A 14,387-nucleotide genomic window follows, 5' to 3' on the forward strand; every position below is an offset into this window, starting at 1 on the left:
TTATTTACACATATGTGTAAAAAAAATTTACAATATCCTTTTTTCTCCTGGTATAAAATCATTAATTTTCCTTAATTTACATTTTTGGCACGATTTTTGCATTAAATAAGCGAGGGAAACTATGAAAATAAAAAAGGAAGGTAGCTTTGAGTTTATTGAGATGGAACGCGGGGAAACCCTAAATAAAAATTTGAATGAACTTATTGGACTTAGCGGTTTTATTGTAAAAGACAATAGTTTACCTCTCCATTTGCATGTGTATCTTGGGAATTCTCAAAAAGGGGTAATAGATGGACATCTTTTTGATTCTGAGGTATTTACCTTTGGAGAGATGTCTATCTTATGGAGCCCCATTAATGTAAAGAGAATTCTAAAGGATGGTCTTTTTTTGTTAGATTTTTAAAAAATATATGTTTGAAAGGAGGTAAAATGGAATTATCAAAGGAACTGTTACTGAAATTTTACAAAGACATGGTTCGCATCAGGAATTTTGAACTAAAAGCTGAAGAGCTATTTCTTCAAGGGAAACTTCCAGGGTTTATACATCTGTACATTGGTGAAGAGGCGATTGCAGTTGGCGCAATGGCAAATTTGAGAGTTGAGGACTACATTACTTCTACTCATAGAGGGCATGGTCATATGCTTGCAAAAGGTGCCTCAATGAGAAAGATGATGGCTGAACTCTATGGCAAAAAACACGGTTACTGTAAAGGTAAAGGTGGCTCAATGCACATTGCTGATGTTTCAATTGGTGTTCTTGGTGCAAATGGTGAGGTTGGCGGTGGTTTGCCTATTGCAGTTGGTGCAGGAATGGCAATTAAATTACAGAAGAAAGACAGTGTTGTTATTTCATTCTTTGGTGATGGGGCATCAAACAGAGGTGCCTTTCACGAGGCTCTTAACTGGGCGTCGGTCTTTAAACTTCCTGTGATTTTCCTTAATGAAAATAACCAGTTTGCTTCTACTGAAAGAGTGCAGGAAACTACATCTGTTGAGAATATTTCCGATAGAGCAGTTGGCTATAACATGCCTGGTGTTTCAATCGATGGAAATGATGTAATTGCGGTATTCGAAACAGTAAAAGAGGCGGTTGAAAGAGCAAGAAATGGTGGTGGTCCGACGCTGATTGAGGCAAAGACCTACAGACTTAAAGGTCACTTTGTTGGCGATCCTCAACTTTACAGAACAAAGGAAGAAGTTGATTTAAAATGGCCCAACGAACCTATTTCAAGGTTTGAGAAAAAACTCTTCGAAGGTGGATATCTTACAGAGAAAGAAAAAGAAGAAATTTGGAATGATGCAAAGAATGAAGTAGAAGATGCAGTCCTGTTTGCGGAACAAGACGAATATCCTGCACCTGAGGAAGCTCTTGAAGACCTTTTTGAAGACAGCACAAATTGTCTATATTGATGGGAGGTTGATATGAGAGAAATTACCTTTTCTGAGGCATTAGGCGAAGCAATTTTGGAAGAAATGTCCAGGGATCCAACAATCTTTACATATGGAGAGGATATTGCAAAACAAGGTGGGATTTTTGGAGCATACAAACCAATTCTTGGCAAATATCAAGATAGAATTATAGATACTCCAATTTCTGAGGAGGTTATTTTTGGTTCAGCACTTGGTGCGGCATTAGCAGGAATGAGGCCAGTTGCTGAGTTTCATTTTGCAGACTTCCTTTTTACTGGGATGGCTGCTATTGCAAACCAGATAATGAAGTTTAAGTATATGACAGGAGGGCAGGGGAAACTTCACCTGATCTTAAGAGGACCTGATGGTATTTCAAAATCTGCTGCCGCACAGCATTCGGAATCAATTGAAACTATTTTTATGCATATCCCGGGCATTAAGGTGATTATTCCATCTACACCATACGATATGAAAGGGTTATTTAAAACAGCACTTCGTTCTGACGACCCTGTCATTTGCTTTGAACACAAAATGCTTTACAGAATGAAAGGACCTGTCCCGGAAGAGGAATACTATATTCCGTTTGGAGTTGCTGACGTAAAACGTGAGGGTAAAGATGTCACAGTAATTGCAACATCAAGGATGGTTCATGAATCTCTTTTAGCAGCACAGGAACTTGAAAAAGAAGGTGTAAGTGTTGAGGTTGTTGACTTGCGAACGCTTGTGCCGTGGGACAAAGAAACTGTCTTTAAATCTGTGAAAAAAACCCACAAGGTTGTCATTGCTCATGAAACTTGGAGAAGAGCAGGATGGGGTGCAGAAATTGCTGCAACAATCCAAGAAGAACTATTCGATTATCTTGATGCTCCAATTAGAAGAGTCGGTGCAAAGAATGTTCATATACCTTTTTCACCACCGTTACAGGATTTTGTTGTTCCTGACAAGAACAGTGTAATTGAGGCGGTAAGGAGCGTGTTATAATGTTCGAAATAAGAATGCCCAAATTTGGGCTTTCAATGGAAGAGGGCACCATTACAAAATGGTACAAGAAGGTTGGGGATTTTGTTAAAAAAGGCGAACCTCTTGTTGAAGTTGAATCCGAAAAGATAATTAACACGCTTGAATCACCTTTTGAAGGTATCCTTAAAGTAATTAAGGTAAATGAAGGAGAAACCGCAAAAGTTGGAGAAATTATTGGTCTAATTGGAAGTGAAGATGAAACGATAAAAGAAATTACTGAAGAGAAAAGAGTAATTACTTCTGAGGAGAGTAAAGTAAGGAAACTTACCGAATCGAAAATAGGAGAAGAGAAATCGGAAGAGGTTATTCTTGCTTCACCTGCCGCTAAAAGACTTGCAAAAGAGTATGGTGTAGATCTTTCGAATATTAAAGGCACAGGACCATCGGGTCGCATTGTTGAGAACGATGTAATTGCTTTTGTTGAGAAAATGAAACAAACTAAGCCAGTCTCTAAAAAAATTCCTCTTGACCCTGTAAGAAAAAGAATCATGGATAACCTTGTTAAGTCCTACAAAGAGTCGGTTCTTGTAACAAACATAACTAAAATAGATTTAACGAATTTAATTTCTTTTAAAAAGGAGTTTCCTGATATTACACTTACTGCGTTTTTCGTTAAGATAGTTTCTAATGTTTTAAAGGATTTTCCAAAATTTAATGCACATTTTGATGGAAATGAACTTGAAATTTTTGATGCAATTAACATTGGTGTTGCATTTGACACGGCTAACGGTCTTATTGTCCCAGTTATAAGGAATGTTCAGGAAAAATCTCTTAAAGAAATTGCGCAAGAACTTCAAACACTAAAAGCAAAAGTAGAAGAAAACTCTTTGAACGTAGATGATTTAACTGGTTCAACGTTTACAATTACAAATCTTGGTATGATGAGAACAGATATGTTTACACCAGTTTTAAATGGTAAAGAAGTTGCCATTCTTGGCATAGGGAGGACTTTAAAAGAGCCTACCGTTGCCGAGGATAAAGTTGTTGTAAGAGACTTTGCTTACTTTAGTTTGTCTTACGACCATCGTGTAATTGACGGTGCAGATGCTGCAAGATTTTTAGGAAAGCTTGCAGAATATTTTGAGTTAACAGACAATTTTCAAAAAATAAATAAAATTTAAACAAAAGGAGGTAAGGTATGAAGAAAGTATTAGCAGTGTTGTTGATTGTAACAATGGTGTTGGGAGTTACAAAATTTACTCCTGCCATTGCTGCAAGCGAGGTAATGATTAAAATGACAATTGGTAATCCAAAGGCTTATGTTGATTCTAAAGTTGTAACACTTGATTCTCCTCCAATCATTGAAAAAGGCAGAACTCTTGTGCCATTTAGATTTATAGGTGAGTCAGTTGGTGCCCAAATCGGTTGGGATGGTGCTAAGAAGGAAGTAAGTTATGTCTTTGGCGACATCAATCTTAAACTTACGATTGGTTCGAACAAAGCGGTAGTTAATAATGTTATTAATATGCTTGATGTCCCCCCAAAGATTGTTGCAGGAAGAACTCTTGTTCCTGTGAGATTCGTGACCGAAACACTCGGTGCAAAAGTTGATTGGGATGCAAAAACAAAAACTGTTACGATTACTGCTTCCACTATACCCCCAAAGATTACATTTAAGCCAAAAGCAGAATACACAATGCAGGTTAACGTTGGCCCTGCGTTTGATTGGGGAAAAGGCGCTCAAAAATGGGCTGATCTTGTAAGAGAAAGAACAAATGGATTAATTAACATTAAGCCCTACTTTGGAAGTGCATTACTTCAAGGTAAACAGACTAACTGGTTCCAAGCCGTGTCTGAAGGAAGTATTGATTTTGTAATGGATTCAACGATCAATGCTTCTGGTGTGGTACAATCGCTTAACCTATTCTCGCTTCCATTCTTCATTAACACATACGAGAATGTAGATAAAATTGAAAATGGCACTGCAGGTAAGATGATTATTGAACAAATGGAAAAAATGGGTGTAGTGCATCTTGCATGGGGCGAAAATGGTTTTAGAGAACTTACAAATAGCAAACGCCCTATAAGAACTCCTAATGATATGAAAGGCCTTAAATTTAGGGTTGTTGGCTCACCTATTTTTATTGATATCTTCAAAGCCTTAGGTGCCGATGCTGTTTCTATGAACTGGGGCGATGCGGTAACTGCATTCCAGCAAGGTGCTGTTGATGGTCAAGAAAACCCCTACGGTGTATTGATCCCAGTTCAAATTTGGCAATACCACAAGTATCTCACAAACTGGAATTATGTAATTGATCCACTTATTCTCGGGGTAAGCAAACAAACTTGGGATAAGTTTCCAACTTATATACAGAAGGCTATTAAAGACAGTGCTCTTGAAGCAGCAGAATGGGAAAAAGCAATGGTAAGGCGTGGTCTTGATGGATTTACTTCTATAAACATTCTCAAGAATAAATTTGGCGAGACACCTCAATTGCTTGATATGGTCGGGTATGTAAGAAGCAAAGGAATGCAAATTATAGATTTGACACCAGAAGAACGACAAGCGTTTATTAATGCAACTCAATCTGTTTATGATAAGTGGATTTCAATTATAGGGAAAGATATTTACAATGCCGCTTTAAAAGATATAGGTAAGTGATAATAGGGGAGGGGCAACCCTCCCTTTGTTTAAGTTGAAGGAGGCTCAATGAAAAAGCTTAAATTGGAAGAAATTCTCGTGGTAGTTATATTAAGCGTGATGGCACTGCTTGGATTTGTTAATGTATTAAGTAGGTATATTTTCCATTTGTCTTTGGCTGCAACTGAAGAACTTGAAGTTAATATGTTTGTGTGGGTTACAATACTTGGTATTGCAATTGCTTTCGAAAGAGGTTCACATCTTGGAATGAATATCGTATTTGATAAATTTCCCAAAAGTTTAAAAACGATTGCTATAATTTTGTCTTCGCTTCTTGCCATTTGGCTTTTTGTGATGGTAGATTATTATGCTATAAAAGATGTTATAAGAGATATTACTCTGTATCACTCAAGATCAGAAGCGTTAAATATACCTGTTTGGATGTATACTATATGGACTCCGATACTCTCGGTATTTGTTTTCAAAAGTATCATTGTTGCAACACTACATAATATTAAGCAAATACAATCTGGAGGCGCAAAATGAGTGCAGCGTTAATCCTCTTCGGAATTTTTATTCTTCTTATAGTTCTTGGTGCTCCAATTGGGACTGCTATAGGTGTTGCAGGAGTATTCGGTATCTTAAAGTATGACCTTGGAGTTACTATGATTGCCAAAAACTTCAGTGCAGGAATTGCGAAATTTCCGCTCATTGCGATTCCTTTCTTTGTGCTTGAGGGAGAGCTACTTTCAAAGGGTGGTCTTGCAAAAAAGATCTCTAATTTTATTATAATTCTTGTCGGTAAAGCACGTGGTGGCTTGGCAATGGCTGCAGTTGTAACAGCAGCATTCTGGGGTGCAATCTCCGGATCAGGACCTGCAACAGCAGCGGCAATTGGACTTATATTTATCCCTGCAATGATTGAGCAAGGTTATCATGATACATTTGCTGCATCAGTTGTTGCCGCAGCAAGTGGTCTTGCAATAATTATTCCGCCAAGTATTGCATTTATCGTGTATGGGAATATTACAGGTGTTTCGGTTGGTGCACTGTTTTTGGGAGGAATTCTTCCTGGTCTTGTTGTAATGGGTTTCTTCTTAATTATCACCTATATTATTTCGCGAAATAGAAATTATCACGGTATTCAGGAACGTGGAAGTGGAAAAGAGATTTGGCATGCATTTAAAGAAGCAATCTGGGCAATTCTTGCACCTGTGATTATTCTTGGTTCAATTTATGCTGGTATTGCAACACCAACAGAATCTGCCATCATATCAGTTTTTTACAGTTTATTTGTAGGGCTGTTTGTTTATAAGAGCCTTGGCAAGAAAGAAATTATTGATTCATTAATTGGAACTGCTGTTACCTCTGCCGTTGTCATGTTTGTTGTGACATTTGCAGGTATTTTTTCAATAACGGAATCGACGCTTGGTATCATTGGTGCGGCAGGAAACTTTGTTGTTAGTGTTGCAAAAAGTCCAATTGCATTTTTACTTTTGGTTGATTTGGTGCTATTTATTGCAGGTTTCTTTCTCGATGCAATTTCCATTTTATATGTCATTATGCCAATCTTTTTACCAGTTCTTCAGGCATTTAAAATTGATCCACTCTTCTTTGGTGTTATGGCAACTGTTGCTCTTGCAATTGGACAGATAACGCCTCCTGTTGCAGTAAACCTTTATGTAACTTCAAATCTTATTAAGAAATCTCTTGACCAAACTTCTAAAGATATTTGGCCGTATGTTGCTTTTGCAGTGATAGGATTGCTTGTCATTACACTACTTCCAAAACTTTCACTTTTAATTCCTATTGCTTCAAAACTCTACACTCCATAGACTTATCATAATTGGAGTTTTGCCCCAAGGACTTTTCTTGGGGCGATTTTTATTTTGAATTACATAAATCCTTCATTTTCTGAATTATTTGGAAATTTTGGTTAATTTGTATAAAATGGTAAAAATTTTATTAGGTGGTGGAGAGTGTATAGAAATTTAGGCATTGATAAGGTTAAGGAAATACTTCCACATAGAGAGCCGTTTCTCTTTGTGGACGAAATTTTAGAAGTTGAGCCTGGCGTGAGAGCAATTGGAAAAAGAACATTCACATCGAATGATTTTTTCTTTAAAGGACACTTTCCTAATTTTCCAATTGTTCCTGGTGTAATTTTAATCGAATTTTCAGCGCAAGTTTCTGCATCTATGATTCTTTTGCATGATGAATACAAAAACCTTTTTGGGTATCTATCAGGCGTTGAAAACTTTAAATTTGTTAAGAAAGTTCAAGAGGGCGATACAGTAATTGCAAAATGCGAAATGCTTGATTTCAGGCATAGCGTTGCAAAAAGCAAGGTAGAATTATTTGTAAATGACACACTTATTGCAATGGGTATCATTAAAGCGTTTTTCGTAAATAAAAATTCATTAGGAGGTGAGTTTTGAAAGTTGGAGTTCTTGGGCTTGGGAGTTATATCCCGGAGAAAGTAGTAACAAACCATGATCTTGAAAAATTTCTTGATACATCAGATGAGTGGATAAGGACACGTACCGGTATTGTAGAAAGACGCATAGCAAATGAAAACGAAGCAACATCTGACCTTGCTTCTATTGCTGCGAAAAGAGCACTTGAGGATGCAAATTTAAAGCCAGAAGATATTGATCTTATTATTGTCGGCACAAACTCTCCTGATATGCTATATCCTGCAACTGCATGCCTTGTGCAGGAAAAAATTGGTGCTTCTGGTAAGTGTGCTGCATTCGACCTTCAGGCAGGTTGTCCTGGCTTTATTTATGCTACTGTAGTTGGCTCTCAATTCGTAAAATCTGGTGCGTATAAGCATGTGCTTGTAATTGGTGCCGAAGTAATTACAAGAATGATGGATCCAACTGATAGAGGGACCTACGTTCTTTTTGGCGATGGGGCAGGTGCAGTTGTCCTTGGCGAGGTTGAGGATAACCGTGGCATTGTTGATTTTGAATTGTATGCAGATGGCTCTATTGCGGAGCATCTTACGTTGCCTGCAGGTGGCTCAAGAAAACCATTCTCAGAAGAAGTCTTAAAAGAGCGAAGTTATTTTACAAAAATGAACGGAGGAGAGGTTTTTAAGTTTTCCGTAAGAGAAATTTCAAGAATCTCAAAGAAATTACTGGATAAAACAGGCACAAAATTGGAGGATATTGATTGGTTTATTCCGCATCAGGCAAATTTGAGGATAATTCAAGCAGGCGCAGAAAAACTCGGGATTCCTATGGAAAAAGTCGTTGTAACGATTGATAAGTTTGGAAACTCTTCTGCTGCATCTATTCCTGTATCTCTTGACACAATAAGAAAAGAAGGTAAACTTAAAAGAGGTGATTTGGTACTCATGGTGTCATTCGGAGCGGGGATGACATCAGGTGCAATTTTAATGAGGTGGTGAGGTATGATTGCATTTGTTTTTCCAGGACAGGGTTCGCAGTACGTGGGGATGAGTGCGAAAATCCCCGAAAGTTCAATTAAAAAGGAATTATTTAATAAGGCATCTGAAATATTGGGTTTTGACCTATTGGAAATCTGTGAAAAAGGGCCGCAGGAATTATTAACCTCAACAGATATTACTCAACCAGCCCTTTACACTGTGTCTTCAATCTACGATGTTCTCCTTAAGGAAAAAGGCATAAAGCCGCAGATTGTTGCAGGGCACAGCCTTGGGGAGTATTCGGCACTATATTCTGCGGAAGCAATCTCTTTTGAAACAGGTCTTAAACTTGTTAGAACTCGTGGACTCCTTATGAAAAGTGCGTCTGATAAAGCACCTGGGAAGATGCTTGCGGTGATTGGTCTTGATAAAGATAAAATACAAAAACTTTTGGAAGAAGCATCAAAGTTTGGTGTGATTGTAAATGCAAACAACAATGCATTTGACCAAGTTGTCCTTTCTGGGTCAGTTGAAGCAATTATGGAAGCGCAAAAAATTGCAAAAGACCTTGGAGCTCGTCTTTCAAAACCGCTTGAAGTTTCTGCTGCATTCCATTCGCCTTTAATGGAACCAGTTGTGCCTGAGATGTCAAAAGCAATCGACGAAGCCGAATTTAAAACTCCTTCTATCCCTATAATTCAGAACGTTACAGCAGAACCTGAGACTGATATTAACCACATTAAAGAAAACCTCAAAAAGCAACTTACAGGCTCTGTAAACTGGGTTGGCTCAGTATTAAAAATGGATTCAATAGGAGTAAAAGAGTACTATGAAGTTGGGCCAAAAAATGTTTTAAAAGGCCTCATTGAACGCATTATTAAGGGCTCCACTGTTAAACTTTCAGAGGAGGCTTTTAATGCTTGAGATAAACCTCAAAGATACTGTCTCAGTTGTAACAGGCGGGGGAAGAGGTATAGGGCGTGCAATATCAATTGCACTTGCAAAGGCGGGAAGTAAAGTGTCGATCATTTATGCTTCAAGAGTTGAGGACGCTCTGAAAACGAAAAGCGAAGTCGAATCTTTTGGAGGGGTTGCCGAGGTTTTTCAGTGTCAAGTTGAGGTTGAATCATCGGTTGAAAATACAACAAAGCAAATCGTAGAAAAATTTGGGAAGATCGATATTCTTGTAAATAATGCAGGCATTACAAGGGATACACTTCTTTTGAGGATGTCTTCTGAAGATTGGGACAAGGTTTTGAACACTAACCTTAAAGGTGCATTCTTAATGACAAAACATGCGCTTAAATATATGATAAGAAATAATTCTGGACGAATCATAAATATTGGTTCAATCGTTGGAATTACTGGGAATGTTGGACAAGCAAACTATGTATCTTCTAAAGCAGGACTCATTGGATTTACGAAGGCAGTTGCGCTTGAATATGGCTCAAGAGGGATTACTTCAAACCTTGTTGCACCAGGGTACATTGAAACCGAGATGACTGAAAAATTGCCACAAAATGTCAAAGATACATATTTAAATAAAATTGTTTTAAAGAGGGCAGGTACCCCAGAGGATGTTGCAAATACAGTTCTCTTCCTTGCATCTCCTCTTGCAAGTTATATTACGGGAAGTATTATTGTTGTTGATGGTGGTTTGTCATTAACATAAAAAATAAAATTTTAAGGAGGTAAGAAATGGAAGAAAGAGAAATTAGAGAAAAAGTTGCTCGTGTTGTAAAGGAGAAATTAGGTGTTGAGGACGACAAAATTGTTGACTCTGCAGAATATGTGAAGGATCTTGGTGCAGATTCTCTTGCACTTGTTGACATTGCAATGGCACTTGAAGATGAGTTTGGAGTAAAGATTCCAGACGAGGACATCAATAAAATTACAACAATTGGTGCAACGATTTCCTACATTAAGGAGCACTTAGGGTAGTATGGAGAAAGAAAGAGTAGTTATTACGGGTTTAGGAGCTGTATCTCCTATTGGAGTTGGTATTAACGCCTTTTTAGATGGGCTTCTTTCAGGAAAATCTGGTGTTTCAAAAATTTCGTCTTTTGATGCATCTGCAATTTCCGTTCAAATAGGTGGTGAAATAAAAGACTTCAATCCCGAAAATTACCTTGATAAGAAAGAGATCCCGCGTCTTGATAGAGTTCAACACTTTGCATTTGCTGCAGCAAAAGAGGCAATAGAGGATGCAGGCATTGGAGATGGATCAATTGATCCTGAGCGTATAGGCGTATATATTACCTCAGGAATTGGTGGGGTTATCTCTCTTGAACAACAGATTCTTGTAAATAAAGAAAAAGGCCCTTCAAGAGTAAGCCCATTTCTTATAACTCAGATGATTATTGATGCAATCCCTGCATACATTGCTCTTAAATATGGCTTTAAGGGTGAAACGAATGCTTGTGTTGCAGCATGTGCTTCTTCTGCAAAAACTATAGGACAGGCTATGCTTGCAATTGAAAGAGGGGATCTCGATGTGGTTGTAACAGGTGGCGCCGAAGCACCTTTTACGCCAACTGCAGTTGCTGCATTTGCATCAATGCGTGCACTCTCAAAGAGGAACGATGACCCAGAGCATGCCTCTCGTCCATTTGATAAGGAAAGAGACGGTTTTGTTATGGGAGAGGGTGCAGGAATTCTTATTCTTGAATCCTTGACGCATGCAAAAAAGCGTGGTGCAAAGATTTATGCAGAGCTTGTAGGCTACGGTACAACTAACGATGCGTATCATGTAACAGCACCAGATCCATCTGCAAAAGAAGTGATAAGAGCAATGGAACTTGCTCTTAAAAAGGCAGGGTTAAACAAAGAAGACGTAAGTTATATAAATGCTCACGGAACGTCAACACCCTTAAATGATAAGAATGAAACATTTGCAATTAAGCAATTCTTTGGAGACCTTGCCTATAAGATTCCTGTAAGTTCTACAAAATCACAAACAGGGCATTTGTTAGGTGCTGCAGCAGCCTTAGAATCTGTTGCAACAGTACTTTCAATCCATAAAGGTATTATTTTCCCAACAATTAATTATCAAGTGCCTGATCCTGAGTGTGACCTTGATTATGTGGGAAATGCACCAAGAGAAGCAAACATTAAAGTTGCGTTGAAGAACTCTTTTGGTTTTGGAGGGCATAACGTAGTATTAGCCTTTAAGAAGTTTGAAGGCTAAACACAATTGCTGCTGACCAATTTTCAATAGGAGGATTAGGGGAGGTGTTTCCTCCCCTAATTTATTTTTTTAGAAGATTCCAATATGATTTAAATATGTTATAATTAAGGAAGGAGGTGGTAATTTTGGATATTGTCAAAAAGGAAGTTTTTACGGTCCTTGTAGGCGGTTCTGCAGGAAATGGTGTAAAGAAAATTGGTGCTGTTTTAAGTTCTTTCTTTGCATCTATGGGAAGACATGCCTTTGAAATGGAAGATTACCAGAGCCTTATAAAAGGTGGCCACAATTTTTGTGTTGTTTCAACTTCGATTGAGCCTATTTATAGCCATTACGAGAAAAAAGACATTATTGTTACTTTAGATGAGAGAAGTTACAAAAAACACAAAGATGAGGCAACTCAAGATGGAGTTGTTGTTTATAATTCAGATCTTGTAAAAAATGCAGATGAAAATCATATTGGGATTCCTCTTACAACATTCGCAAGAAAGTATCCAAATCCAGAATTAAGACTGGGAGTATCTGTAATATCTGTTCTCTTTGGTGTCTTGGGACTTTCAAAAGAAGAACTTGCAAACATCATAAAAGACAACTTCAAAGATGTTGAAAATAATATCAGTTTTGCAAATGAGGTTTATGATTTTTTTGTTGACCACTTTAAAGAGAAGCGAATAGAATTAGAAAAAGGAAACAAAACATTCCCCGTTGTTTCTGGAAACGAAGCAATTCCTCTTGGTGCCTATGCGGGTGGTCTTGATATGTTCTTTGCGTATCCAATGACTCCTGCTTCAACAATCTTACATTTCCTTGCATCCCACACGAAAGATTTTGGGATTGGCGTAATGCATCCAGAAAATGAAATTGCCGTTATAAATATGGCAATTGGTGCCGCTTCTGTTGGTCTTAAAACGATGGTTGCTTCATCTGGTGGCGGTTTTGCGCTAATGGAAGAGGCTATATCGCTTGCAGGTATGACTGAAACACCAATATTAGCAGTTTTATCTTCAAGGCCAGGTCCTTCAACGGGTGTTCCAACATATACAGAGCAAGGTGATTTATATTTTGCATTAAACCAGGGGCATGGAGAATTTCCTAAAATTGTTGCTTCTCCTGGAACGCATGAAGAAGCGTTTTATCTTGCATCGGACCTGTTAGCACTTGCTTGGGAATTTCAAACAGTTTCAATTCTTTTGACAGAGAAACACCTTTCTGAAAGCAGAAAAACATTTGAAATTGACCTTGAAAAATCAAGTTTTGCAGATTATATGAAACATACCGACGGAGAATACCTACGATACAAACTAACAGATTCGGGTGTTTCACCACTACTTTTTCCCCCATCTGAAAGTGTAATCAAATTTTCAAGTTATGAGCATGATGAATATGGTCTTTCAACAGAAGACCCAGAAATGATAACAAAGATGCATGATAAAAGATTTAGAAAATACAATTCTATCGTCCAAAAATTAAAAACGATGAAAACAGTTAACGTGTATAATACACAACTTGGAGAAAATACGCCTGTTATTTTCACCTATGGTTCGACAACGATGTCTGTGCTTGAAGCACTCAAATTTGGGAAAATTGAAGCAAGAGTTATTCAACCTATCTATCTTGAGCCCTTCCCTTCTTGGGAATTGGATAAATTTAAGGGTGTAAAGTCATATGTTGTTGAGCAAAGCGTAATGGGATCTTTTGAAAGACTTCTCAAAGAGAAAGCAGGTATCAAAGTAAACGGCCATATTAAAAAATACGATGGAAGACCCTTTGAAGTCGAAAGCCTATCAAAGGCTATAAAGGAGGTATTAGCATGAGTGTAAGAGATGAACTTACAACATACGAAGAAAATACTTGGTGCCCAGGCTGTGGTAATTTCGGAATATTTACTGCATTTAAAAGCGCAGTAAAGGAATTGGAAAAATTTGGCGTTAAAAGATCTCACGTTTTAATTACTGCAGGGATTGGTTGTCACGGGAAAATTTTTGACTACTTAAATTTAAGTGGGTTTTATTCGCTCCACGGACGTGCCGTTGCAACGGCACAGGGAATGAAACTTGGAAACCCCGATTTATACGTTATTGCCTTTGTCGGAGATGGAGATGCAATGGGCGAGGGTCTTGAGCATCTCCTCTTTGCTGCAAAAAGAAATGCAGACATCACAGTAATAATGCATAATAATGGTGTGTACGGGCTTACCACAGGACAATTCACTCCTGTTTCACCAAGAGGTTTTAAAGGACCTTCAACACCGTTTGGCTCTGTTGAGGAACCTCTGAATCCTATTAAGTTAATGCTTGATGCAGGTGCAACATTTGTTGCAAGAGGTTATTCTGCGAAAATCAAGGAGTTAACGAATATTTTTGTTGAGGCGATACTCCATAAGGGATTTTCTTTTATTGATGTTCTTCAGCCGTGTGTATCATTCAACGATACTTATGAACTTTACAATAAGAATACATATTTTGTGGATAGTGTTGCAAAATCAAAAGAAGAAGCAATTGAAATTTCAAACATTGGAGACAAATTTCCACTTGGAATATTTTACAAAGAAATTAAACCAGTGCACCATGAACTTCTCTTAGAAGGAAAAAATCTTTTTAGGGAAAGTCCTTCTAAAGATGTGCGTCTTCAAAAAATTAGAGAACTTTTGAAAATCTAAACCCTTCCAATTTTACTTAAAATTTAAGGGGGCTTCAAATTAGCCCCCTAAATAATTTGAAAAGATTTTTACAACTTTATAAAAATTCAAAATTTCTTCATAATGTATTCACAATTAAAAATATAATGTGAGTAGAAGT

At 37.7% G+C, this 14,387-nt stretch carries 15 protein-coding genes; all 15 read left to right on the forward strand.

Annotated elements, in window-relative coordinates:
• Nucleotides 1–121: 121 nt before the first annotated feature.
• The 15 genes from CSE_RS00740 to CSE_RS00810 all read left to right on the forward strand — a co-directional run bounded on the left by CSE_RS00740 (nucleotide 122) and on the right by CSE_RS00810 (nucleotide 14,248).
• Complete coding sequence (locus tag CSE_RS00740; protein WP_014452705.1) at nucleotides 122–403, forward strand: PCC domain-containing protein; 282 nt, start codon at nucleotides 122–124, stop codon at nucleotides 401–403.
• 26 nt (nucleotides 404–429) lie between these two features.
• The gene (locus tag CSE_RS00745; RefSeq protein ID WP_014452706.1) at nucleotides 430–1,410 is read left to right on the forward strand and encodes a thiamine pyrophosphate-dependent dehydrogenase E1 component subunit alpha; all 981 of its coding nucleotides are present in this window, start codon (nucleotides 430–432) and stop codon (nucleotides 1,408–1,410) included.
• A gap of 12 nt (nucleotides 1,411–1,422) precedes the next feature.
• On the forward strand, nucleotides 1,423–2,391 hold the full coding sequence (locus CSE_RS00750) for an alpha-ketoacid dehydrogenase subunit beta (protein ID WP_014452707.1): 969 nt from the start codon (nucleotides 1,423–1,425) through the stop codon (nucleotides 2,389–2,391).
• Nucleotides 2,391–3,551 carry a dihydrolipoamide acetyltransferase family protein gene (locus CSE_RS00755; protein WP_014452708.1) on the forward strand — a complete coding sequence of 387 codons (1,161 nt, stop codon included), beginning with the start codon at nucleotides 2,391–2,393 and terminating at the stop codon, nucleotides 3,549–3,551. Before CSE_RS00750 ends, CSE_RS00755 begins: the two co-directional genes overlap by 1 nt.
• Before the next feature lie 17 nt (nucleotides 3,552–3,568).
• The gene (locus CSE_RS00760; protein ID WP_014452709.1) at nucleotides 3,569–5,032 is read left to right on the forward strand and encodes a DctP family TRAP transporter solute-binding subunit; all 1,464 of its coding nucleotides are present in this window, start codon (nucleotides 3,569–3,571) and stop codon (nucleotides 5,030–5,032) included.
• Between the two features lie 48 nt (nucleotides 5,033–5,080).
• Nucleotides 5,081–5,557: a TRAP transporter small permease gene (locus CSE_RS00765; RefSeq protein ID WP_014452710.1), complete on the forward strand. Its 477-nt coding sequence runs from the start codon at nucleotides 5,081–5,083 to the stop codon at nucleotides 5,555–5,557.
• Entirely contained in the window at nucleotides 5,554–6,846 is a 1,293-nt protein-coding gene (locus CSE_RS00770; protein WP_014452711.1) for a TRAP transporter large permease, read from the forward strand. The genes CSE_RS00765 and CSE_RS00770 overlap by 4 nt, the downstream gene beginning before the upstream one ends.
• Before the next feature lie 144 nt (nucleotides 6,847–6,990).
• Nucleotides 6,991–7,449 (forward strand): 3-hydroxyacyl-ACP dehydratase FabZ, encoded by a 459-nt coding sequence (gene fabZ, locus CSE_RS00775; protein ID WP_014452712.1) that lies wholly within the window; start codon nucleotides 6,991–6,993, stop codon nucleotides 7,447–7,449.
• Entirely contained in the window at nucleotides 7,446–8,426 is a 981-nt protein-coding gene (locus CSE_RS00780; RefSeq protein WP_014452713.1) for a beta-ketoacyl-ACP synthase III, read from the forward strand. The genes fabZ and CSE_RS00780 overlap by 4 nt, the downstream gene beginning before the upstream one ends.
• 3 nt (nucleotides 8,427–8,429) lie before the next feature.
• A complete protein-coding gene (fabD, locus tag CSE_RS00785) occupies nucleotides 8,430–9,329 on the forward strand; it encodes an ACP S-malonyltransferase (protein ID WP_014452714.1) in 900 nt (299 codons plus the stop codon).
• A gap of 1 nt (nucleotide 9,330) precedes the next feature.
• Nucleotides 9,331–10,077 carry a 3-oxoacyl-[acyl-carrier-protein] reductase gene (gene fabG, locus CSE_RS00790; RefSeq protein ID WP_041726218.1) on the forward strand — a complete coding sequence of 249 codons (747 nt, stop codon included), beginning with the start codon at nucleotides 9,331–9,333 and terminating at the stop codon, nucleotides 10,075–10,077.
• A 26-nt stretch (nucleotides 10,078–10,103) separates the two neighbouring features.
• Nucleotides 10,104–10,346, forward strand: a complete 243-nt coding sequence (gene acpP / locus CSE_RS00795; protein WP_014452716.1) for an acyl carrier protein — start codon at nucleotides 10,104–10,106, stop codon at nucleotides 10,344–10,346.
• Between the two features lies 1 nt (nucleotide 10,347).
• Nucleotides 10,348–11,592 (forward strand): beta-ketoacyl-ACP synthase II, encoded by a 1,245-nt coding sequence (gene fabF / locus CSE_RS00800; RefSeq protein ID WP_014452717.1) that lies wholly within the window; start codon nucleotides 10,348–10,350, stop codon nucleotides 11,590–11,592.
• Between the two features lie 116 nt (nucleotides 11,593–11,708).
• Nucleotides 11,709–13,403: a 2-oxoacid:acceptor oxidoreductase subunit alpha gene (locus tag CSE_RS00805; RefSeq protein ID WP_407919058.1), complete on the forward strand. Its 1,695-nt coding sequence runs from the start codon at nucleotides 11,709–11,711 to the stop codon at nucleotides 13,401–13,403.
• Nucleotides 13,400–14,248 (forward strand): thiamine pyrophosphate-dependent enzyme, encoded by an 849-nt coding sequence (locus tag CSE_RS00810; protein WP_014452719.1) that lies wholly within the window; start codon nucleotides 13,400–13,402, stop codon nucleotides 14,246–14,248. Before CSE_RS00805 ends, CSE_RS00810 begins: the two co-directional genes overlap by 4 nt.
• The last annotated feature ends 139 nt before the right edge of the window (nucleotides 14,249–14,387 follow it).

This window comes from Caldisericum exile AZM16c01 (assembly GCF_000284335.1).
Lineage (GTDB): Bacteria > Caldisericota > Caldisericia > Caldisericales > Caldisericaceae > Caldisericum > Caldisericum exile.